This is a genomic window from Mesorhizobium sp. M0152, from assembly GCF_040322415.1.
Classification (GTDB): Bacteria; Pseudomonadota; Alphaproteobacteria; order Rhizobiales; family Rhizobiaceae; genus Mesorhizobium.
On the sequence record NZ_JAMYTH010000007.1, the window covers coordinates 131038 to 153952 of the forward strand.

20 protein-coding genes and 1 riboswitch are annotated in these 22915 nt (G+C 64.2%); of the genes, 6 read left to right on the forward strand and 14 right to left on the reverse strand.

The annotated features are described in order from the left end of the window. Positions 1–11: 11 nt before the first annotated feature. From NKJ26_RS10265 to NKJ26_RS10275, 3 genes are all read right to left on the reverse strand, one after another. Positions 12–1019: a dihydroxyacetone kinase subunit DhaK gene (locus NKJ26_RS10265; protein WP_352695160.1), complete on the reverse strand. Its 1008-nt coding sequence runs from the start codon at positions 1017–1019 to the stop codon at positions 12–14. 77 nt (positions 1020–1096) lie between these two features. Then, the gene (locus tag NKJ26_RS10270; protein ID WP_352695161.1) at positions 1097–1570 is read right to left on the reverse strand and encodes a 6,7-dimethyl-8-ribityllumazine synthase; all 474 of its coding nucleotides are present in this window, start codon (positions 1568–1570) and stop codon (positions 1097–1099) included. Positions 1571–1647: 77 nt separating this feature from the next. After that, positions 1648–1795: riboswitch (FMN riboswitch) on the reverse strand. 59 nt (positions 1796–1854) lie between these two features. Beyond that, complete coding sequence (locus tag NKJ26_RS10275) at positions 1855–3045, reverse strand: MFS transporter (RefSeq protein ID WP_352695162.1); 1191 nt, start codon at positions 3043–3045, stop codon at positions 1855–1857. Between the two features lie 48 nt (positions 3046–3093). Here NKJ26_RS10275 and NKJ26_RS10280 point away from each other — a divergent pair, with 48 nt between their 5' ends. Further along, on the forward strand, positions 3094–3633 hold the full coding sequence (locus NKJ26_RS10280) for an Lrp/AsnC family transcriptional regulator (protein WP_352598830.1): 540 nt from the start codon (positions 3094–3096) through the stop codon (positions 3631–3633). Positions 3634–3790: 157 nt separating this feature from the next. Then, on the forward strand, positions 3791–4603 hold the full coding sequence (locus tag NKJ26_RS10285; protein ID WP_352598941.1) for a class I SAM-dependent methyltransferase: 813 nt from the start codon (positions 3791–3793) through the stop codon (positions 4601–4603). 11 nt (positions 4604–4614) lie between these two features. Here NKJ26_RS10285 and NKJ26_RS10290 read toward each other — a convergent pair whose 3' ends face one another. After that, positions 4615–5937, reverse strand: a complete 1323-nt coding sequence (locus NKJ26_RS10290) for a four-carbon acid sugar kinase family protein (protein WP_352695236.1) — start codon at positions 5935–5937, stop codon at positions 4615–4617. A gap of 8 nt (positions 5938–5945) precedes the next feature. Continuing rightward, positions 5946–7196: a 3-oxo-isoapionate-4-phosphate decarboxylase OiaX gene (gene oiaX, locus NKJ26_RS10295; protein ID WP_352695163.1), complete on the reverse strand. Its 1251-nt coding sequence runs from the start codon at positions 7194–7196 to the stop codon at positions 5946–5948. A gap of 186 nt (positions 7197–7382) precedes the next feature. Here oiaX and NKJ26_RS10300 point away from each other — a divergent pair, with 186 nt between their 5' ends. Then, the gene (locus NKJ26_RS10300) at positions 7383–8096 is read left to right on the forward strand and encodes a transcriptional regulator NanR (RefSeq protein WP_352598826.1); all 714 of its coding nucleotides are present in this window, start codon (positions 7383–7385) and stop codon (positions 8094–8096) included. Positions 8097–8102: 6 nt separating this feature from the next. On the opposite strand, the gene apnL is transcribed toward NKJ26_RS10300, so the two are convergent. The 9 genes from apnL to mtnK form a co-directional block, all read right to left on the reverse strand. Continuing rightward, positions 8103–9944 (reverse strand): D-apionate lactonase, encoded by a 1842-nt coding sequence (gene apnL / locus NKJ26_RS10305; protein WP_352695164.1) that lies wholly within the window; start codon positions 9942–9944, stop codon positions 8103–8105. Then, positions 9941–10975 (reverse strand): Gfo/Idh/MocA family protein, encoded by a 1035-nt coding sequence (locus NKJ26_RS10310; protein WP_352695165.1) that lies wholly within the window; start codon positions 10973–10975, stop codon positions 9941–9943. Before NKJ26_RS10310 ends, apnL begins: the two co-directional genes overlap by 4 nt. 2 nt (positions 10976–10977) lie before the next feature. Next, positions 10978–12042, reverse strand: coding sequence for an ABC transporter permease (locus tag NKJ26_RS10315; protein ID WP_352695166.1), 1065 nt, complete (start codon positions 12040–12042; stop codon positions 10978–10980). Beyond that, positions 12035–13591 carry a sugar ABC transporter ATP-binding protein gene (locus NKJ26_RS10320; protein ID WP_352695167.1) on the reverse strand — a complete coding sequence of 519 codons (1557 nt, stop codon included), beginning with the start codon at positions 13589–13591 and terminating at the stop codon, positions 12035–12037. The genes NKJ26_RS10315 and NKJ26_RS10320 overlap by 8 nt, the downstream gene beginning before the upstream one ends. Next, the gene (locus NKJ26_RS10325) at positions 13588–14250 is read right to left on the reverse strand and encodes a DUF2291 family protein (RefSeq protein WP_352695168.1); all 663 of its coding nucleotides are present in this window, start codon (positions 14248–14250) and stop codon (positions 13588–13590) included. Before NKJ26_RS10325 ends, NKJ26_RS10320 begins: the two co-directional genes overlap by 4 nt. 81 nt (positions 14251–14331) lie before the next feature. Beyond that, positions 14332–15273, reverse strand: a complete 942-nt coding sequence (locus tag NKJ26_RS10330) for a D-ribose ABC transporter substrate-binding protein (RefSeq protein WP_027023079.1) — start codon at positions 15271–15273, stop codon at positions 14332–14334. 330 nt (positions 15274–15603) lie between these two features. Then, positions 15604–16431 (reverse strand): phosphogluconate dehydrogenase C-terminal domain-containing protein, encoded by an 828-nt coding sequence (locus NKJ26_RS10335; protein ID WP_352695237.1) that lies wholly within the window; start codon positions 16429–16431, stop codon positions 15604–15606. A gap of 219 nt (positions 16432–16650) precedes the next feature. Further along, positions 16651–17745, reverse strand: coding sequence for an S-methyl-5-thioribose-1-phosphate isomerase (mtnA, locus tag NKJ26_RS10340; RefSeq protein ID WP_352598816.1), 1095 nt, complete (start codon positions 17743–17745; stop codon positions 16651–16653). Next, positions 17742–19013 (reverse strand): S-methyl-5-thioribose kinase, encoded by a 1272-nt coding sequence (gene mtnK, locus NKJ26_RS10345; RefSeq protein WP_352695169.1) that lies wholly within the window; start codon positions 19011–19013, stop codon positions 17742–17744. Before mtnK ends, mtnA begins: the two co-directional genes overlap by 4 nt. A 137-nt stretch (positions 19014–19150) precedes the next feature. Between mtnK and NKJ26_RS10350 the strand changes: the two genes are divergently transcribed. The 3 genes from NKJ26_RS10350 to NKJ26_RS10360 all read left to right on the forward strand — a co-directional run bounded on the left by NKJ26_RS10350 (position 19151) and on the right by NKJ26_RS10360 (position 22847). Further along, positions 19151–20662 carry a sugar ABC transporter ATP-binding protein gene (locus NKJ26_RS10350; protein ID WP_352695238.1) on the forward strand — a complete coding sequence of 504 codons (1512 nt, stop codon included), beginning with the start codon at positions 19151–19153 and terminating at the stop codon, positions 20660–20662. A gap of 86 nt (positions 20663–20748) precedes the next feature. Beyond that, positions 20749–21744 (forward strand): ABC transporter permease, encoded by a 996-nt coding sequence (locus NKJ26_RS10355; protein ID WP_352695239.1) that lies wholly within the window; start codon positions 20749–20751, stop codon positions 21742–21744. A gap of 50 nt (positions 21745–21794) precedes the next feature. Beyond that, positions 21795–22847, forward strand: coding sequence for a substrate-binding domain-containing protein (locus NKJ26_RS10360; RefSeq protein WP_352598814.1), 1053 nt, complete (start codon positions 21795–21797; stop codon positions 22845–22847). Positions 22848–22915 lie beyond the last annotated feature (68 nt).

The window sequence follows — 22915 nt, forward strand, 5'->3', positions numbered from 1 at the left end:
GAACAGTTCTCTCAGCCGGCGCGGAACATGGCGCAGTCGCAGGGATGGTCGAGCATCGTCAGCAGCTCGCCGTCGAGATGTTCCAGCGTCACCGAGGCGCCGGCCATTTCGAGCGAGGTGCAGTAGTTGCCGACCCAGGTCGCGTGGATGGAGACGCCGATGTCGTCGAGCCGCTGCTTGATCCGCCGGTTCATGATGTAGAGCTCCATCAGCGGTGTCGAGCCGAGCGAATTGACCAGCACCGCGACCTTGTCGCCGCGCTTCGGTGCCATCTCGGCGAAAATCTTGTCCAGCATCTCGTCCGTGATTTCGTCGGCGGTCCTGAGCTTGCCACGCGCGATGCCCGGCTCGCCATGAATGCCCATGCCGATCTCCATCTCGTCGGCGCCGATCTCGAAATTCGGCCGCCGGGTCTGCGGCAGCGAACAGGGCGACAACGCCACGCCCATGGTGAAGGTATGGTCGTTGGCCTTGCGCGCGATGCGCTCGACCTCGTCGAAGGAAAGCATGCGGTCGCAAGCCGCGCCCGCCGCCTTGAAGATGAAGAAATTGCCGGCGACGCCGCGGCGCTTGTGCCGCTGGTCGCGCGCCGCCGAGGCGACGTCATCGGTGGTGAGCACGGTGCGCACTTCGATATCGTCCATTGCGGCCATCTCGGCCGCCATGTCGAAATTCATCACGTCGCCGGCATAGTTGCCATACATGAACAGCACGCCGGCGCCGCCGCTCGCCGCCTTGGCGCATTCAAGGATCGGATCCGGCGGCGGCGAGGCAAAGACGTTGCCGATTGCCGCCGCATCCGCCAGTCCTTTGCCGACGAAGCCGAGAAAGGTCGGCTCATGGCCCGAGCCGCCGCCGATGACCAGCCCAACCTTGCCGGGCCGCGGCCCGTCGCGGGCGATGATCGAGCGCGGGCTGGCGTCCAAGCTCCTCAGATGGCGAGGATGCGCGGCGAGGATCCCTTCAAGCATCTCGTCGACGGCGCGGTTGCCGTCATTGATGATCTTCTTGGTCTGCACCGGCATCCTCCCGAACTCGGTATTTTCCTGAGATACTACAGGCTGTTACCGGGATTTCCACCCCGCCATCGGCTGTTTCAGGCGGCGATGCGCTCGCGTGCCGCGAGAATGTCCACGCAGGCATTGGCCGCTTCCTTGCCCTTCACCTGGAAGTGCTCGAAGAAGAAGCGGTGGTGCTCGGCGCTGTCGTGGTAATTGTGCGGCGTAAGCACCGCCGAAAGCACCGGCACGCCCGTCGTCAGCTGCACGTTCATCATCCCGTCGATGACGGCGCCGGCGACGAACTCGTGCCGGTAGATGCCGCCATTGACGACGAACGCCGTGCCGAGGATCGCGGCATAGCGGCCGGTCTCGGCCAATGTCTTGGCGTGCAGCGGGATCTCATAGGCGCCGGGCACGTCGAAGATTTCGACGACGAAGCGCTTGTCCCCGAGTGCGGAAAGTTCCGTCTCGAAGGCTTGTACGCACTGGTCGACGATGTCGGCGTGCCAGCGCGCGCGGATGACGGCGATGCGGGTCGTTTCATAGTCTTTGTGGGAATGCTGATTCATGGGTCCATCCTTCCGTTTCGAACCAGAATCAGGACGCACGATACGAAATCCGGCCCGCCGAGGCGGTCCGCCTTCCGTTTCGTTCTCTTCCATCCGGACTATAACCGTCGGCTCCGGAATCGCACCGGATCTGCTGACCTCTCCGATTGTGTCGGAAAGCGCTCGCGGGCTTGGGCCGAAACCCTTACCGCCGGTGGGGACTTTCACCCCGCCCTGAGAACATTGACGGGCTTTCTATGGAAGGGCAGGGCGTGGCTGTCAACGGGCGACAAGCCGGTGGATCATCACGTCCTGTTTGATTGGCCCGTGCGCCACGCCGCCGCCGCGGCGGCAACCAGCATGAGCAAGGCCGCGACCCACGCGCATGTCGCAAAGCCAAAGCTGGAATAAAGCGGCCCGAAGCCGGTGGTGCCGATAAACACCGCCAGATAGGTTACCGCGCTGTTCAGGCCCATGATCGTGCCGCGCCGGGCCGGATCGAGTGCCGACAGGCGCATCACCAGCACGTTCAGTCCGAAGTGATTGGCAAGCCCCCACACCGCGATCATGGCTATGGTCAAGCCGAAGCTGTCGCTCGCCATGGCGATGGCGACGTAGACGACGGCGACAAGGAGATAGGCGAACGGCATGACGCGTCTCGCACCCAGCCGGTCGATCACGCCGTCGAGGAGAGCGGCCGTGCCGAAACCGATGCCGTAGGCGAGCGCGGCCCACCCATTGGCGCTCACAGGCCTGCCCAATCCGCTGTGAAGGTGATCGCCGAGATAGCCATAGACGCCGTAGAAGGCAGTCATGAAGGCGGCGCAGGCGATGAGAAGCGGCACGATGCCCGGAATGCCGAGAGCGCCCAGCGGCGTCGGTGCCGGGCCGCTCTTCCTGATGTCGCTGAGCGACGTCAGTGTCAGTCCGCCCAACGCAAGCGTTGCGAGCAGGGCGACGGCCGCGAAAACGGCGCGCCAATGCACGAGATCGGCAAGCACGGCCGACAGCGAGACGCCGGCGACCATGCTCAACGTCCAGCCGGTCAGCACGACGCCGATCGTGCCGCTTTCGCGGCCAGGCGGCGCGATCGCCGCCGAACTCGCATAGATCGCCGGCATGGCGATCCCGGCGGCAATGCCGGCGAGCAATTGCGCCGCAACCAACGTCGCCACCGTGGGTGCCGCCGCGCTGGCGACAAGCGCTATCGCCAGCAACAACAATGCGCCCTGGAGCATCCGGCGCGCGCCGACCCGGTCGATGTAGCGCGCCAGGAACAGGGCGCTTGCCGAGGTGCCGAGGCCGAACACGGCCGACGCGATCATGACGACCGGCACGCTTGTCCCGAACGACGACGCGACAGCCGGCGCTATCGGACCCAGAACCAGCGAGTTCGAGCCGATCACGGCGATGCATCCGGTCAGCAGATAGGCGAGCGCCGGGATGGGCGGCCTGACGTTGCCTGCTAAGGCTGTGGCTTGATCGCTGTTCGACATATAGCCATAATGGCCGTATTCAATTCCGTAGCAATCGGGAATCTCGATATGGATGAAGAAACAGATGGTGTTCCGCCGAACAGGCCAGCGCCCCGCGATATCGATGCGACCGACCGAAAAATATTAGGCGTTCTCGTCGACGACGCGACGATCAGCTATGCCGAACTCGGTGACCGCGTCGGCCTTTCGCCGCCCGCCGCCCATGAGCGCGTCAAGCGTCTTCGCCGCAGCGGCGCCATTCGCAGCACCGCGGCGATCATCGATCCAAAGGCGGTGAAGAAGCCGCTGCTCGCCTTCGTGCATATCGACACCAAGGGCTGGGGCAAGACCCCCGAACTGATGGCGGTTTCGCAATATCCGGAGGTCGAGGAGATCCACTCGGTCGCCGGCGACACCTGCATGCTGCTCAAGGTCCGCACCGAGGATACAAGGGCACTCGAAGGGCTGCTGTCGCGTCTTTACGAGACGCCGGGCGTCACCTCGACGCGAAGCTATGTCGTTCTGTCGACCTATCTCGAGCGGCCGGTGCAGCCCGGCGTCACCACGCAATGGCCAACGCCCAGGCATATGAGCAAGCCGCTGTATTAGGGCGCGGCAAGCATGCCTTGACCGACGCAAGCTGTGTGAAGGCGATGCACCGCAAGCTGCCGACCAAGTCGCGGGCTTGCGGTTTGCCATGCAGAGGGACACAATCGCTTGCGTATGCTGGTCTCGCGAGCCACCGAACGGACGGCGGGTGATGGCAATGTTGGCAACGGATAAGCTGTTCTCTGGCTCGATTCCGGAAAACTACGACCGCTATATGGTGCCGTTGATTTTCGAGCCGTTCGCCGCCGATCTCGCACGACGAGCAGCGTCCCTGTCGCCAAGCGCTGTTTTGGAAACCGCCGCGGGCACCGGGGTTGTCACTCGCGCATTGGCGCCGAAACTGTCCCCCGGCGCAAGCTATGTCGTAACCGACCTCAACCAGCCGATGCTCGACTACGCCGCTTCAAGACAAGCGCCCGACAGCCGCATCAAATGGCGCCAGGCGGACGCCTTGGCGCTGCCGTTTGAAAATGCGGCTTTCGATCTCGTTTGTTGCCAGTTCGGCGCGATGTTCTTTCCGGACCGCTCATCCGGCTACCGCGAAGCCAGGCGAGTCCTGAAGCCCGGAGGACATTTCTTGTTCAACGTGTGGGATCGCATCGAGGAGAATGTATTTGCAGATGATGTGACGAATGCGCTCGCAAGGATTTTTCCGAGCGATCCGCCGCGTTTTCTGGCACGCACGCCGCATGGCTACCACGATACGGCAGTGATCCGCAGCGAGCTGGAGAACGCCGGTTTCTCGCGCGTGGTGATCGAGACGAGAGCCGAACAAAGCCGTGCCTCCTCGGCGCGCATTCCGGCCGTTGCCTATTGCCAGGGAACAGTCCTTCGCACCGAAATCGAGGCCAGGGACCCGGGAAAACTGCAAGCTGCAACCGATTACGCCGCATCCGCGATCGCAGACAGGCATGGCAGCGGCGAGGTTGCCGCCAAGATTCAGGCCCACGTGATAATGGCTGTGGTCTAGGCGTCGAGATCCTAGCTTCCCAACCGGATCGTCTCGAAATACGCGTCGGTGCCGACCTGGCCGCCCTTCAGCGCTATTTCGAGCCCATCGATCGCGCCACCGCCATGCGCGAGGCAGAGCGGCGAGCCAGGTGATTGCGGCAACGGCATGCGCACGGTCAGGGCGTCGATCGACAATTGTCCTAGCGCGTGGCTGGAAGTGTCGCCGCCGGCGATCACCGCACGCTTGAGTTTCTGTTGGACGACCAGCCGGCGCAGGATGGTCCCCAACGCCCGGCCAAGCCTGTTTCGCGCTCCTTCGACATGATCGATCTCCGCACTGCGGTCGGCCTCGGGGCCGAGGGCCGTGTAAAGGATGACGCTACGCCCCGCCGCCAGGCTCGCCAGGCCGCTCGCGACGGCGCGCTCGATCGCCTCGCCGGCGCCCTCGGAGACCAACTGCATGGCATCCATCTGGACGCCGGTGAAGCCGTGGGCGAGAGCAAAGCGGATCTGCTTCTCGGTGGTCGGGGATACGCTGCCGGAAACCACGGCGAGCCGGTCGACCGGGCCGGGCGGCGTGAATGCCGCGTGCGCCGAGGCGATGCCTTTGCCTGCCCATTCGGCGAGCAAGGCATATTCGACGCCCGACGACCCGACGATGAAACCATGACCCTGGTCGTGGACGCGCCAGATCTGTTCGCCGACGAGCGTCTGCGTTTGCCGGCTTTCCACGTCAAACAGGACGATCGCCCGGTTTTGCAGGACCTGATCGACCCGTTGCGGCAGATCGTGCTGTTGCAGCGCCGCCAGATCGATGAGACCGGACTCGAGATTGGTCTGGCGCGACAGATGGACGAGCAGGTCGGCCTCGTTCATCGGTGTCACCGGGTGCCTGCTCATGACGGGATGCCGGTCGATGCGGAAATATGCGCCGCCAAACGCCGCAAACAGGTTTCCGAAGGCGGTATAGCGTTTGAGCTGCGGCGCCCCGACGACCACCGGCACGCTCTTCTGGTCGAAGACGCGCCTGCCGATCTCGATCGCGCGGCCGATATTGCCGATCGCCGGGCTGGAATCGAACGTCGAGCAGATCTTGTAGTGGCAGACCGCGGCTCCCAGTCCTCTCAGCCATTCGAATGCCGGCGCCAGATTTTCGTCCATCCATTGCGGGGTTTCGCTTCGGCTCGTGCCCGACAGTCCGATGGCGCGGCAATGCGAGAATCGCTCCAGCAAATGCTGGTTGGGCCGGCGCATGAACAGCACGGTCGGCACGCCGCCGAGTTCGAGCGCCTCCATGACGTCGGTCGAGCCGGTGAGATCGTCGCCATAGTAGCTGAGCAGCAGGTTTTGCACGGCTTCGCTCATGCCGCCTTGCCGTCGCCGAACTTCTCGATCGACCGCGCCAGTTCGGGATGGCCGCGGGCATAATCCGCCAGCGGAATGCCGTCGACGGCGGCTTGCCAGGCCTGCTGGACGGCGCGCACGCCGGCGCCGGGGCCATCCGGATGGCTGACGATGCCGCCGCCGCAGAGATAGAGAAGATCGACCGTGCGTCCGGTGCGTTCATAGGTCTCGGGCGCCTGGCCACCCCACTGGCCGGAGCCGGCGACCGGCAGGGCGCAATCGTCGGGCGAAAAGATCGGCGTCGTCACCGCCTCGAAGGAGCGTATGAAGGAATCGTCCGGCTCCCAGTATTTCGAGGCGATGCCGTTGATCTGGAACTGGTCGACGCCGAGCAGCCGCCAGAATTGCTGCCAGACCTTGAAATCCATGCCGAGGCCGGGATGGCGGGTAAGAATGTCCCAGCCATTGCGGTGGGCGTGCAGCACCAGGCCGGAGCGCTTTCTAAGGTAAGCCATGCCGCCGAAGCCGATGGAGTTGATGTTGACCACCGCGCAATTGCCGCCGGCTTCGATCACCAGGTCGTGGTTGCGCATCATCTCGTCGGGATCTGCATGCGAGATGCCGAACGCGTACATCACCTTCTTGCCGGTCTTCTGCTCATGGTCGAGAATGAGCGGCATGACCGCCTTCACCCGTTCCGCCAGCGGCGAATAGGCCGGGCTCATCAGCTTCTCGTCGTCCTTGATGAAATCGACGCCGGCCTCGACCAGCTCGCCGACCATTTCGGCCGTTTCATGCGGCCTCAGCCCCAGCGCCGGCTTGACGATGGTGCCGATGATCGGACGGCCCTCGACGCCGGTCAGCCTGCGGCTGCCGGCGACGCCGAACTGCGGGCCCGGATGCGCGCCCCTGAATTCTTCCGGCAGCTTCATGTCGACGACGCGGATGCCCGACAAGCCCTTGATAGAATAGGTCCCCCCGATGGCGATGGTCATCAGCGCCGAGAGGTCGGTGCCGATCGCATCGAACGGAAACGCGATGTCGACGTCGGCGCGCTTGAAGGGCCCGCCGCCAGCCTCGGGAATGGACGGCTGCTCGGCATCGGGCAGATGCCGGATCGCCAGCACCCGCGCCGCCACGCGCGCCTTCAGTTCCTCGGTCTCGCCGGGCAGCGCAACGAAGGTGCCGGTCGACTGGTCGCTGGCGATCTTGGTCGCCAGCGCCTCGATGCTGCCTGATGTTTCGATGCGATAGGTGAGAGTGATCATCGTGGCCGGCCGGTTGGGAACTGATCCGAAAAAAGTTTCGTCACGCTCGAAATCTGGTATAATGAGTACATAAGTATTGCAAGCAAATATCCCGCTTTCGGCAGGACGGATCGGGTAAGGGCAGGCATTCCGATAATCCTGCCGGGAATGCTACACAGAAACCGGACCAGGGAGTGATTCGCGGCGATGAACCGTTCGGAGCCGATCGTCCGGCGCAAGCTTTCCGATGAAGTCTTTGTCAGGCTGAAGCGGCTGATCACCAGCGGCGAGTTGCAGCCGGGCGACGACATGCCGTCGGAACGCGAATTGATGGAGCGCTTCGAGGTGGGCCGGCCGGCGATCCGCGAGGCCATGCAGGCGCTGAGCAATATGGGCCTCGTCGCCATTTCGCATGGCGAGCGCGCCAAGGTTCTGCAGCTGACCGCCAAGTCGATCATCAAGCAGGTCGACGGCGCGGCCAAGATCATCCTGTCGTCGTCGAAGGATACGCTCGAGCACCTGAAGAGCGCGCGTATCTTCTTCGAGCGCGGCATGGTCAAGGAAGCCGCCGAAAAGGCAGGCGCCGAGGATGTGCAGCGGCTCAAGGCGACCGTTGCGGAGCAACGCGCCGCGCGCGGCGATTCCGAAGCCTTCATTTCCGCCGACATGAAGTTTCACACTCAGATCGCGTCGATATCGGGCAATCCGATCTATGTCGCCGTCAGCGAGGCGATGCTCGGCTGGCTGAAGGAATACCACACCGAGATGCTGATCTGGACCGGCAAGGAAAAGTTCACGCTGACCGAGCATGAGGAGATCATCGATCGTATCGAGCACGGGGATGCCGACGGCGCCGAAAAGGCGATGATCAAGCACCTGGAACGCTCGCGCGCGCTCTATGTGATGAACTCCGAGAAGTAAGATCCTCTAAGCGATCCGGGTAATGGCGTAGGGCGACACCACCAGGTGGTGGTTCCGACCAAGCGCCGAGACGTCGACCGGCACATCGTCTGCCGTCAGGTTTGCCAGCCACGTGATGGTCTCGCCGGCGGCAGAGCGCCCGGCCAGCCCCAGCACTCGCGTCTCGTCGCTCGATTTGCTGGAGACATGCGTGAGGCCAGCCAGTTCGCAAAGCGCCCTGATGGCCTGAAAGACCGGTCGCGGCGATCCTTCGGCGACGGGCTCGTCCGCTGCCGTGAGCACCCCGAACGGGCCGGTGAAGCTGGAAAGCGTCAGCATCTCCAGCCCGGCCGGCGCGACGCGCGCGGCATAGCCGATCGTCCATGCCGCGGCGAACAGGCCGGCATGGCGCGGATCACGGTTGGCCATGGCGACGCGCTGGCCGTCCGGATTGTCCTTGGTCGCGCCGCCATAGGGGTTCTGGCGCATGGCAATCGTCGAAGGCCCGATGCGGTAGGGTTTTGCCCCGAAGATCGTCCGTGCGGATTGAGTGATGAAGGGCAATGCCTCCAGCGACTGCATCACGCTGAGATCGTCCGCGGCATGCACGATCGGGCAGGTGCAGTGCGTAACGAAATCGAGCTGGTCTGCGGGAACGCGCTTGCGGTTGAGCTCGGTGAAATAGCTGAACATGCCGCCACCGAGCCGGATGTCGGGAAAGGCGCGGCGCGCGGCGGCATAGACATCCTCGAGCGGTGGGCATGCCGGCCAGGCGCTGCCCGGTGGCGTCGATTGCCGGTCGACTGAAGGCGACACGGCAATCGCATCGAGCCGCAGGCCTGCGCGGCGCACCATATCGGCGACACCGGCAAGCTCGGCATCGAGGTCGCCGGTGCAGGCGACCACGCATTCGAGCGTCGTCGGGGCGGGGTAGCCGGCGGCGAGCCGGGCATGAGCCCGCAACGCCTCGAGGCCATGGCCTCGCGTCGGATCGAAGTGGAACAGGAGCTGTTGCGGACCGAGCCTGGCCAATGTCGGCAGGCTCGCGAGCGCTGCCGCCACATCCCCGGGATAGATCACCACGCCGATATCGGGCAGTCTTGGACCGGTTTCGCCGAGCTCGATGCGCACAGCCTCACCGGTTGCTGCGACAGCCGAAGGCTTGGCGTCGCCTGTGATCGTAAGGCTGACCGTCTGCCGCATCGGCTCGCCGGCCGGCAGCACATACGGCCACGGCAGTGCGAGAGGTCGCACATAGGTCTTGTAGGAGGCATCCGACCAGTTGCGCTGGTCCTCCATCTCGAACGTATCGCCTTCCATCCGGCATTCGGCGCTGACGCCGGGTCGCACCTCATGCGTGATGGCGCGCATATTCTTGAAGGGCTGCCAGGGATCGATCTGCAAGGGCAGGCTGGTGTCCAACACGTTGCCGTCGGTGCGCTCGACCGTCACCGGGCTGCCGGCGAGACCCGCGACAGGATGCAGGATGCAGAAGCCGCAGCGATTGGTCTCGAAATCGCTTTCCGGCAGGGCGTCGACGTTGAAGACCAGCTTGCCGTCGGCGGTGCCCTGGATCGTGGCACGGAAGCCGAGGCGGCTTCCGCCTGGCCCGATGCACTTCGCCGAATAGGTGACCGAGAACGCGTCGGCGCCCTGGTCGATGACAAGGTCGGTCAGCGCGGGCTCGTAGGTGCCCCAGTCGCGGTCGCGCACGATATAGGCGATGGCCCGCAGCACCTCCGTGCCGTCATGGCGGATGGTCCGCAGATTGCCGTTGACAAGATCAGCGCTCATCGCGCCCGCGCGCAACCGGACCGGCGCGGCTTCGGCCGCGCGCGTGCCGTAGAGCGCGAAGGCGTCGGTGGTCATCTCAGCAAGGCATCGAGCCGGACTGGCGCGCCGCTCGCGGCACCGGCATAGGCCGCCTCGACCAGCGCGAGCGTCTTGAGGTTGTCGGCGCCGGAAGTCTCTGGCTCGATCCTTTTTGCCAGGCAATCGACCCAGTGCTTCTGGATCGCGACGACGCTTTCCTGGATGTTATGCCAGGGACGCGAGGCCCAGGGCAGCAACGGCTGCGAGATGTCGCTGACCTTGGTTCCGCTCTTGCCCACGATGGTGAGCCGGTATCCCTGCGCCAGCCGGATCGTGCCGCCGCTGCCGTCGATCTCGATCAGCGTCTCGGGGAACGGCTCCACGGCAAGCCTGGTCGCATAGCTGCAATCGACGACGGAGATTGCGCCGCTCTCGTGGTCCATCAGCATCGTCGCGACATCCTCGCCGGCGATGGCGGGATTGACGCGCGCCGTGCGGGCGGTGAGGCTCGTCACGTCGCCCAGCAAAAACCGAGCGATGTCGAGGATATGGATGCCGAGATCCTCGATGATGAAGCGTTTTCCCGTCGCCAGATAGGGCTGGCCGGAAAATACGTCATAGGCCGAGCGGAAGGAGATGCGCCCGAAAAAGGGCGTGCCGATCTCGCCGCTCACAAGCGCGGCGCGCACCGCCTGGATCGGGGACTGCCAGCGAAAGTTCTCATGCACCATCAGCGGCACGCCGGCCTTGACACAGGCCTCGACCATCAATTTGGCATCGGCCAGTGTCGGCGCGAACGGCTTCTGGCAGATCACCGGAACGCCGTGCGCGGCCGCCATCTCGACCAGCGGCCGATGGCTGCCGACCGTGGTGGCGATGTCGACGAAGTCGAGTTTCTCGCCGGCAAACAGCGCCGCCGCATCGGTGTAGCGCCGTGCCACGCCGAACTGGTCGCCGACGATCCGCAGCCGTTCCGGGTCGCGGTCGCAGATGGCGACGATCGAGGCGCCCTCGATGTCGCGCCAGGCATGCATCTGGTTGACGGCGAAGAAGCCGCAACCGATCAGGGCTCCGCTCAAGTTCGCCATGATCAGCCCGCCTTTGCCATCTGCATCAGCGTGACGCGTTGCTGGAGCCGGCGCTGCGCCTGGTCGACGACGACGGCGACAATGATGACGAGGCCCTTGATGACCATCTGCCAGAAAGAACTCACGCCCATCATCACCAGCCCGTCCGACAGGATGCCGATGACGAAGGCGCCGACGATGGTGCCGCCGATCGTGCCGCGGCCACCCGACATCGAAGTGCCGCCAAGCACCGCTGCGGCGATGGCGTTGAGCTCGAAGCTCTCGCCCGTCGCCGGATGCGAGGCCATCAGCTCCGACGAGATGATCAGGCCGACGATCGCGGCGCAAAAACCGGAGAACATGTAGACGAACATCTTGACCATGTTGACGCGCACGCCCGAGATCCGCGCCGCGCGCTCGTTGCCGCCGACGGCGAAGATGTGGCGGCCGAGCGGCGTGTACCTGGCGAGATAGGCTGCACCCAGCGCCACCACGATCAGGATCCAGATCGACACCGGCAGCCCGAGGAGCCGGCCGGCGCCGAGGAAGCCGAAGCCGGTGGTGCCGAGTTCCGGCTTGCCGACGAGGTTGGGGAACGTGCGCCCGTCCGACGACAGCAGCGCCAGGCCGCGCGCCACGTAGAGCACGCCGAGCGTGGCGATGAATGGTGCGACATTGAGCCTGGTGATCAGCAATCCGTTGACTGCGCCGATCGATATGCCGACCACCAGCGTGATCAACGCGATCTCGACCACGTTGAAATAGATCGTGTAGCCGAATTGCAGGTCGACGCCGTTGAGCACGAGATAGCCGGCCACCATGCCGCACAGGCCGACGATCGAGCCGACCGAGAGGTCGATGCCGCCGGTGATGATGACGAAGGTCATGCCCATGGCGAGGAAGGCGTTGAGCGCCACGTGCTTGGCCATCAGGATCAAATTGGCGGCCGACAGGAAGTTCGGCGCCGCGATCGAGAAGAACACCAGCACGGCGATCAGCGCGATGAAGGTCCTGAGCTTCATCAGCGTCAAAAGCATGGAGCCGCTGGAAGCGGAAGGAGCAGCCGCCTTGGCCGGGATGTCAGTCATGGGCGATGTTCTCCGTGTGCGGGACCGGTCCGTGGCCGAGCGCCGACGCGGCGACGATCGCCGCTTCCGTCGCCTCGGCGCGGTCGAACATGCCGGTCAGTTTGCCATTGCTCATCACCGCGATGCGGTCTGACAGGGCCATCACCTCGTCGAGATCGGAGGTGGCGAACAGGATGCCGAGCCCCTCGCGCGACAGCTTGCGCATGGTGCGGAAGACGTCGGCCTTGGCGCCGACATCGATGCCGCGGCTGGGCTCGTCCATCAGCAGCACCTTGGGTCCGGTGAGCAGCGCCTTGCCGATCACCACCTTCTGTTGGTTGCCGCCCGACAGCGAGGAGACTTCCTGGGCGGGATTGGCGACCTTGATCGCCAGTTCCCGCACCATCTGCATCACGGCCTGCTTCTCGGCGCCGCCGCGTATATGGAACAGGCGCACGAAACGGGACAGGCTCGCCAGCGTCAGGTTGCTGGCCACGGAAAGGATCGACACCAGCCCTTCGCGCTGGCGATCCTCGGGGATCAGCGCCAGCCCGCGCTTGATACGTCTTGTCGTGTCTCGCTCCTTCACCTGTTTTCCGGCAATGAAGATCGTTCCGCTGGCGTGGCCGTGGCGGCCCATGATGCAGTCGAACAGCTCGCTGCGCCCGGCGCCCATCAGCCCATAAATGCCGAGGATCTCGCCGGCCCTGAGCGACAGCGAGACGTGGTCGACCGCCAGTCCGCCGGTTACGCGCGGCAGGCAGATCTGCTCGGCGCGGAAGATTTCCTCGCCCGGCACATGGCCGTCAGCCTTAGCGAAATCCTTGGCGTCCGAGCCGATCATCTGCCGCACGATCCACTGCGTGTCGACTTTTGCCATCTCCTCCTGGCCGGTGATGCGGCCGTCGCGCAGCACGGTGATGTAGTCGCCGATGCGGATCAGTTCCTCCAGGCGGTGCGAGATGTAGACGATCGCCACGCCGCGCGCCTTGAGATCGGCGATCACCTTGAACAGGATCTCGACTTCGGCGGCACTGAGCGCCGAGGTCGGCTCGTCCATGATAAGGATCCGCGCATCGAGCGAGACCGCCTTGGCGATCTCGACCAGTTGCTGCTGGCCGATGCGCAGATCCTCGACCAGCATCTCTGGCCGGATGCCGGCTTCCAGCCGCTCGAGAAATTCACCCGCGCGCCGCTCCTGCTCCTTGCGGTCGATCTTGCGGAACCGGTTGGTGATCTCGCGGGTGGCGAAGATGTTCTCGGCCACCGTCATGTTGCCGAACAGGTTCAGCTCCTGGAACACCATGCCGATGCCGCGATTCACCGCGTCGCCCGACGACGAGAACGAGACCTCTTCGCCTTCCAGCAGGATGCGCCCGGCTGTCGGTTGCTCGACCCCGGCGATGATCTTCATCAGTGTCGACTTGCCGGCGCCATTTTCGCCGACGAGCACGTTGACCGCGCCCTTGCGTACCTCGAAATTCGCATGCTTGACCGCCACCGTGCCGGCATAGACCTTCGAAATGTCTTCCAGCTTCAGGACGATGTCGTGACCGGCCGCCGCATTCATGGTTTCGGCCCGATCTCGGCCTCCGCCGGCGTCACCAGCGGCAGGTCCTGGCCGCTTTCGATCGTGTAGGCGCCGAGCACCTTGGCGGTGCGGCCTTCCAGCGCCTCGCGCGGCAGCTTGGAGAGCACTGTCTTGTCGGCATGAGCGTTGAAAGCCTTGCCGAACTGGGCGAAGTCGATCTGGTTGGTGAAATCGTTGAACTGGACGAAGTCGAGGCTGTCGCGCAGCGCCGTTCCGCGCATGGCCGGTCCGATCTGGACGCGGGCGTCCGCCTTGCCGTCGCCATCGATGTCGATGTCCATCGTCGCCGCGCGCGACTGCGTGTTGGCGGCAACAATCTTGCCCTCGACGCGGACCGCGAAGGTCCATGGCGAATTCGCCTGCTTCCTGGGATTGCCATATTTGGCGCCGGCGGCCGCGGGATCGGTTTTCGCCTGGGCGTGAACCTCGGCAAACGTTCCGGCCTTCTGCCGCAGGTAAGGAATGACCTTCGCCGCCCAGATGTCTTCGACCATCTTGTCCGGGCTAAAGGCAGCCGCATTGCCGTCGCCTTGCGCCGATGGCGTCGGCAGGATCTTGCAGGCGCCGAGGCCGATCCCGGCGCTCAGGACCAGGATCGGCCAAATCGCTTTAGTCGGCCAGTTCGGCTTGTTCGGCATGGCGGTCAGAGGCACCCGGAAAGTGAAATGAAGGCGAGGGACGAACCTGCGTTCGCCCCTCGCTGTTTGCATTGCGCCGGCTCAGTTCTTGAGCGCGAAGGTTTCCAGCTTGGCGGCATTGTCGCCGTTGATGAGCACGCAGTCCATCAGCTGTTTTTCCTTCTCGGGCGACTTCTTGTTCTTGATGAAGTCGCTGGCCTGCTCGACCGCCATCTGCGCCTGGGCGTAGGCCGGCTGCAGGACAGTCGCCTTGATGCCGCCGGAGGTGATCGAGTCGCGCACGTCGTTGGAGCCGTCGAAGCCGACGACGATGACATCCTTGCGGCCGGCCGCGGCAAGCGCCGCATAGGCGCCCATCGCCATCGTGTCGTTGCCGGAGATGACGCCCTTGATGTCGGGATTGGCCTGCAGGATCGATTCCATCTTGGAATAGGCCTCGGTCTGGCTCCAGTTGGCCGACTGCTGTGCGACCATCTTCAGGTCCGGATAGTCGTCGATGACGTCGTGATAGCCCTTGGAGCGAATGCCGGCATTGGTGTCGGATTCCTTGCCGACCAGCTCGACGAAATTGCCCTTCTCGCCCATCAGCTTGACGAACTCCTGCGCGCCGAGCTGGGCACCCTGGTAGTTGTTGGAGACGATCTGCGCCACGGCGACGCCGGTGGCGTTGATCTCGCGATCGATCAGGAACGAGGGGACGCCGGCGTCCTTCGCCTTCTGCACGGCGGCGACGGTGGCATCGGCGCCGGCATTGTCCAGGATGATCGCCTTGGCGCCGCGGCCGATAGCGGTGTCGATCAGTTCGGACTGCTTGTTGGCGTCGTCGTCGTGGACCAGCACCAGCGCTTCATAGCCGAGCTCCTTGGCCTTCGCCTCGGCGCCGACGGCTTCCGCCTTGAAGAACGGATTGTCGTGCGATGGGGTGATGATGGCGATCAGGTCGGCCGCGAAGGCGGGTGCCGCCGTGCCAAGCGCCAGCACGCCGGCGAAAGCCGCGAGCGTCATTCTGCGTGTAAGTTTCATGAAGTCCTCCCATTTTGAAAAAGAAGCCCGAGCCTGCTGCCCGGACCGGTGTCTGATCTCGTTTCGGGCGTATGCGGACCTGGATCAGGTTCCGTCGCAGCAACTTTGCCTGTCGGCCGCCGCTGAACGGGTCCACCGTGTGATCCCAGTCTCTGGGGCGCCCCTCCACCGCCCAAGCCTCCCAATCGCCAGCAAGTTGGTGTGGCCGGCATCTTAAAAACAGCTAAGGCAACTGGTATGATGAGTCAACCACAAATTCAGGTGACATGTACCTGATGAGCTGCCGACCGACGCCAGTCTCCACAAGGGGAGAAGGAAGAAGGTCCCGTCTCAGGTGATCCGCTGGATGCTGGCGGCGATTTCCTCCGGCTCGAACACGCGCTTCCAGTCGTCGCGCATCAGCACCGGCTTGCCGAACTCGATGGCCTTGTTGCAGGCATCGGAGAACACGCCCTTGGTTTCACCGAAGATGACGGCGCCGAGCACGTTCATGTGGCCGAGCAGGAAATCGAGCGCCGCCTGCTGGTCGACCCCGCGCGCCACCACCTCGTCGACGGCTTCCTTCATGACGACCAGCAGCGAGGCGCATACTGTTTCAGACAAACCAGGTTCGAGCAGCGCCATCTGCTCGACCGTGACCCGGTGCGAGCGCATCACCGGCGCCCAGATGATCTTCGCGATGGCTTCGCCCTTGGCGTAATCCTCTTCAGGCCCTTGCATCAGCGCGCTGACCATGTGCTGCTTCGCCTTGACGCCGCCGAAATAGTCCTTCTTGGCGGCCATGTCGGTCTCGTCATTGAAGATCGGCGGATGGCAGGGGTGAGTGACGAAATAGGTCAGGTCCGGCCGCTTCGGCAAATGTCCGGCGAAAGGTGCCGCGGCATCGAGCACGATGACCATGGTGCCTGGCGCAAGCTTGCTCTCGATGCTGGTCGCGACCTTGCCGATATGGGTGTCCGGGACAGCCAGGATCACGACATCCGCGCCAAGCAGCGCCTCATCGGCGCCGACCGTATCGAAGCCCAATCCGCTCCTCAGCCGCTCGCGGCCGGCATCGCTGACCTCGACATGCCGTATCGTGTAGGGCGAACCGCGAAAATTGGTCGAAAGGCGGTATCCCATTTTCCCGCCGGCTCCAAACAGCGCAATTGTCGTCATCTCATGCTCCTGATCCGCGACGATGGCTTTGCCGGTCGCCATCTCATCATCTGGTATGATCACTCTACCACCATTTGGCAACTGAAATCGTCCGAGGCCGTCATGATGCGGTTTCAGCGGTATGGAAGTTTTCCGAAAAGCTGGCGGGGCAGGAGCGGCGTTGGCCCGCCGGCATCTCACCCCGTCCAGGTCGCAGTGGTGCTTGAAGGTTGCGGCGGATCAAGCCCTGTCGGGGAACATCGCCTTCAGGCCTTCGCGCGAGGCCTTGGCAACCCCGCGCTCGGTGATGAGCCCGGTCACCAGCCGTGCCGGGGTCACGTCGAAGGCCGGGTTTGCCGCGGGCGTCGCCTCGGGCGAGACTCGCACCTGGGCGATCTCGCCGGAGGCGGTCTTGCCCCAGACCAGCGAGACCTCGTCGCCCGAGCGCTGCTCGATCGGGATCTCGGCCAGCCCGTCATGCACCGTCCAGTCGATGGTCGGCGAGGGTAAGGCGACATAGAACGGCACGTTGTTGTCGGCGGCGGCGAGCGCCTTGAGATAGGTGCCGATCTTGTTGCAGACATCGCCGTCGGCGGTGGTGCGGTCGGTGCCGACGATAGCCATGTCGATCGCGCCGCGCTGCATCAGGTGGCCGCCGGCATTGTCGACGATCAGCGTGTGCGGCACGCCGTGGCCGGCCATCTCCCAGGCGGTCAGCTGGGCGCCTTGGTTTCGGGGCCGCGTCTCGTCGACATAGACATGGACCGGAATGCCGGCTTCGACAGCCAGGTAGATCGGCGCCGTCGCCGTGCCGTAGTCGACGGTCGCCAGCCAGCCGGCATTGCAATGGGTCAGGATGTTGACCGGCTCGCCAGGCTGCTTGCGCGCGGCGATCGCCTTGATGATCTCGAGCCCGTTGGCGCCGATGGCGCGGTTGAGGCCGACATCCTCGTCGGCGATATCGGCCGCGCGCTTGTAAGCCGCCTCGGCGCGTTGCTCGGTTGGCAGCGGCTTGAGGAAACGCCGCATCTCATCGAGCGCCCAGCGCAGATTGATCGCTGTCGGGCGTGTCTCGTGCAATGTTTCCCAGACGGTATCCAGCGCGGCATCCGACGGATCGTCCGCCATCTGCATGGCGACGCCATAGGCCGCGGTGACGCCGATCAGCGGCGCGCCGCGCACCCACATGTCGCGGATGGCGGTGGCGATCCCGGCAACGTTGCCGATCCTTTCGATGCGGAAATCATGCGGCAGCCAGCGTTGGTCGATGATCTCCACCGATCGCCCGTCGTCGCTCAGCCAGATGGTGCGGTAGTGGCGCTCGCCGACGTTCAAATCCCGTTCTCCTGTTCGATCAGCGCGGCCAGTTGATTGACCTCGTCGATGCTGTGGATATGGCGCCGGTTGACGGCGATGTGACGGCCGAATTTCAGCGCCTTCGCCTCACAACTGGCGCGCAGATCCTCGTCGGCAATAGTCTCGAAATCGGCATTGTGGGCGAGGCCGAGAATACGCCGGTGGACCTCGATCCCGGCAAAGCCGAGCAGATCGGTCCAGATCTGGTGCAGCACATGGTCGAGCGCCTGCTCGGCGCCCAGCCTGTCGCCCTGGTCCTCGAACAGGCTCTGCTGGTAGAGCATGCCGGTGCGTTCGGTGCGCCACAGACGCGAGAACTCGGCGCGGAACACCGACCATGTTTCCAGCGTGACATCGAGCAGATAGGCGCGCATGGCATCGCGCGTTCCCTGCTGTTCATGTCCACGCTGCGAGAAGAACGACATCCAGAAATTGGCGAGCAGCATGCCGACGTCGAACGCCATCGGGCCATAAAAGGCGAATTCCGGATCGATCATCCGCGTCTGACTGTCGGTGACCATGATCGACCCCGAATGCAGGTCGCCATGCAGCAGCGTCTCGGCATTGGCGGCGAAGATGTGCTTCAGCCGCTGCGCCTCCACCTTGAGGTCGCGGTCGGCGCGGAGCTCGGCAACGAGGCCGTCGAGCTGCGGGCTGGTGTGCCGGTTCATCCTGGCGTCGAAATAGGGGTCGGAGAAGACTAGGTTCTCGGTGATGTCGCAGAGTTCGGCATTGTCGGCGAAAAGCGCCAGGTCGGCTTTGCGGTCCTTGGTCACCATCGACAGGTCGGAACCACGAAACAGCGTGCGAGCCATGAACAGGCCGATATCCCGGGCAATGTTCGGCAACTGCCGGCCTTCGATCAGCGCCCGCCGCAGGATGATGTGCGGCGACAGAAATTCCATGATGATCAGCGCCTGGCCTTCATCGAAGTGATAGATGGCCGGCACCGAGCCCGGCGCGCGCGCCTCTTGGCGGGTCAAAGCATGATATTCGAAGAAAGAGCGCTTCAACGGCAGCGGCCAGCTGTCGCCGACCAGCCGGACATAGGGCAAGGCCTGCTTGACCACGGCGGCACCATTGGCGCCCTCGACGATGAACACCAGGTTCAGGTTGCCGTCACCGACCTCGCGGACCCTCCAGGCACCCGTGTCCTTGCCGATCTTCGCGCACAGCGCCTCGTTCGTGCCGAGGCGCGTTGAAAGCGTCTCCACCGACAGTGCTTCGAACGGCGATTTTCCAGTCATTCTTCTCCCTCCCGCCTGTGCGCTCCCATCATATCGGAGCCTTGGCGGCTGGGCCAAGCTAGGAAGCTGCTTGGCAATTGTCAATCGTGTTGACAATTGCCGACATAGCCCATAGCGTCGTGGTCAGGGAGGAGCGCATGGTCGGCAATGCCGTGTTCCGCGTAGAGGGACTGAGGAAATCCTTTGGCCACAACGAGGTGCTCGGCGGCGTCTCGCTCGAACTCCATGCCGGTGAAGTGACCGTGTTGATGGGCGCCAACGGCGCCGGCAAATCCACCCTCGTCAAGATCGTCAGCGGCGTCTACGAACGCGATGCCGGCACCATGACCCTGGCCGACCAGGACTTCGCGCCGGGAAAACCGGCGGAAGCGATCCGCGCCGGCGTCGTCACCGTTCACCAGAACATCAATGACGGTGTCGTCGCCGACCTCGACGTGGCCACCAACCTGACATTGGACAGGCTGAGCGGCAGTGGCGCACCGGTTCTGTTCAACCCGGTCCGCGTGCGCCGCGAAGCCAAGGCGGTTGCCGACCGCATGGGCCTGGCGATCGACTTGAAGGCACGCGTCAGCGATCTTTCGCTGGCCGATCGCCAGATGGTGGCGATTGCCCGCGCCCTGGCGCACCAGCCGAAAGTGCTTATCCTCGACGAACCGACCTCGTCGCTATCGAGCGCGGAAGCCGATCGGCTTTTTGCGCTGGCCGACAGGCTGCGCGCGCAAGGCGTGGCGATCCTCTATATCTCGCACCGCATGTCCGACATAAGGCGGCTTGCCGACCGCATCGTCTCGATGCGCGACGGCGTCGTCTCCGGTGTCTTCGACAGGAAGCCGCTCGACTATGAAGGTGCGGTCAATGCCATGCTCGGCCGCAAGATCCATCTCGACCGCATCGTCGCCAGGAATTCGGCCAAGCCGATCCTGACGGTCGAAGGCCTGCGCATCGCCCAGGGCGCCCGGCCAATCTCGCTGACGCTTGGCGACGGCGAGATCGTTGCGATCACCGGCCTGGTCGGCGTCGGCAAGACAGCACTTGCCGAGACGCTGTTCGGCGTGCGCCGGCCGCTTGCCGGCACCATGACGATGGGCGGCAAGCCCTATGCTCCGGGTTCGGCCGGCGAGGCCATTGCCGCCGGCGTCTTTCTCGTCGCCAAGGATCGTGCCACCAGCGGCATCGTTGGCGGTTTCAACATCGAGCGCAATGTCAGCCTGCCGTTTCTGAAACGCATGTCGAATTTCGGCGTCCTCAAGCGCCGCCTGGAGCGCGCCACCGCGCGCCGGCAGATCGAGGAACTCGGCATCGTCTGCCGCTCCGAGAAGGACGAAATGCCCACCCTTTCCGGCGGCAATCAGCAGAAGGTGATGGTCGCCCGCTGGATGGCGCAGGATGCAAGGCTGTTTATTCTCGATGAGCCGTTTCAGGGCGTCGACATTTCGGCCAGGCGCGACATCGCCGCCAAGCTGAGGGCAAGCGCCAACGGCCGCGCTACGCTGCTGTTCGTCACCGAACTCGACGAGGCGCTGGAGACGGCCGATCGTATCCTGGTGATGTCGGAGCAGACCATCGTCGGCGAACATCGCAACGCCGACATCGATCTCGATCGCCTGCTAGCCGAAGTGGCCGGCGGGCCTTTGCACAGCGCAGCCTGACGGCTGGAGTTGAAGAACCGACGATGAGAATTGGAATGGATCGCATGGAAACGAGTAAAAGCGGCAGCGGTGCGCGGGAGCGCCGGGTGACGCTGCGCGACCACGCCATACGCTACGGTTTCATCGTCCTGTTGTTTGGGCTCGTCGCTTATTTCGCGACCGCCGCCGACGGTTTCGTCTCGCCGCAAAGTGCCGTCTTCATTTTCCAGTCCGTCGCCATCACCGGCGTGCTGGCGCTCGGCGTCACCGCCACGCTGGTGGTCGGCGGCTTCGACCTGTCGATCGGCTCGGTCGCCACATCGGCCATGATGGCGGCGGCCTATGTCATGGTGGTGCTGGAGCAGAACGCTCTTGTCGCGGTCGTCGTTTGCCTGCTGATCGGCGCCGTCGTCGGCCTGATCAATGGCTGGCTGATCGTCTATATGCGCGTGCCCGATCTGCTGGCGACACTCGGCATGATGTTCCTGTTGGTCGGCCTGCAACGGATCCCGACCGAGGGCCGCTCGATCGCGACCGGCATGACCATGCCCGACGGCTCGGTCGCCAACGGCAAGTTCGGCGACGCCTTCCTGGCGCTCGGCCGCCACCGCTTCGATTTCTTCATCCCGAACCTCATTCCGGTGTCGGTCGTCGTGCTGCTGGTGCTGGCGGTGCTGATCTGGTTCTTCCTCGAATACACCCGTTTCGGCCGCATGATGTACGCCGTCGGCAGCAACGAGCGCGCCGCCGAACTCGCCGGCGCGCCTGTCAAGGCATACAAGATCTGGGCCTACGTTATTTCAGGAGTTTTTGCCTCGATCGGTGGCATTTTGCTCGCTGCCCGGCTTGGACGAGGCGACATCGCCTCGGGTAATAATCTGCTGCTCGATGCAGTTGCCGCGGCGCTGATCGGCTACGCGGTGCTCGGCGCCGCCAAGCCGAACGCCTTCGGCACTGCCGTCGGCGCGCTGTTCGTCGGCATCCTGCTGCAAGGGCTGACCATGATGAACGCGCCTTACTACACGCAGGATTTCGTCAAGGGCGTGGTTCTGGTCGTCGCCCTTGTCTTTACCTTTGCCCTCTCCGGCAGGGGCAGGGGATAGCATCCGACCGGAACAGGATCTGGGTTTAACAAGAGAGTGGAGGAAACAAAATGAACATCACAAGAAGACTTCTGGGGAAGGCGGCGCTCGGGCTTGCCGGCGCGACCATGCTGATGCAGTTCCCGGCGCTGGCGGCGGACAGGCCGGCGCCGTTCGACAAGCCCGGCGTCAAGATCGCGCTGGTGCGCTATCTCTCGACCGGCGATTTCTTCCAGGCCTATCTCTCCGGCGTCGAGGCGCAGTCGAAGGCACTCGGCATCGACCTGCGCGTGCTCGACAGCCGCCAGGACGCAGCCCTTCAGTCCGACATGGTCGACCAGGCCATCGCGCTCGGCGTGCAGGGCATCATCATCCAGCACGGCCTGACGGAATCGATGAAGGACGCCGCCCAGCGCGCGGTCGACGCCGGCATCAAAGTGGTGGCTTTCGACGTCAATGTCGAAAACCCCAAGATCCCGCAGATCGAGCAGTCCGATCGCGACCTTGCGCGCCTCGCGCTCGAGCAAGCGGTGAAGGACAATGGCGAGAGCTGGAATGCCGGTTATGTCTATGTCGCCGGCATTGCGCCGCTCGACCGCCGCAACGAGACCTGGGTCGACGTCAAGAAGAAGTATTCCGGCATCAAGGAAGTCGCGATGTTCGGCACATTGGACAATCCGATCGCCAACTCGGTCGCCAACCAGGCGCGGTCGGTGCTGTCGGCTCATCCCGACGTCAAGGTGATGTTCGCCCCCTATGACGAATTCGCCAAGGGCGTGAAGATCGCCGTCGACGAGGCCGGCCTGAACAAGGGCATCAAGATCTATTCGGCCGACATTTCGACCTCCGACATCGCCGCGATGCGCGAACCCGACAGCGCCTGGGCGGCGACCGCCGCGACCAACCCGGCCGTCGTCGGCCAGGTCTCGGTGCGCGCGCTGGCGCAGCTGCTCGCCGGTGAAGACCCCGGCCATAACGTCGTCGTGCCGCCGACCCTGATCACCCAGAAGGATCTCATCGACAAGGACATCAAGAACATGGAGGACCTGTCGGCCAAGCTGCCGCAATTCGCCCATGCCGATGTCGCGATGCCGGCCTGGATGCCGAACCCGAACGCCAAGTAGCTTTCGCTGCAAGCGGAGAACGCCAACAAGGGAGAGCCGTCTGCAGCAATTGTTGCAGGCGGCTTTTC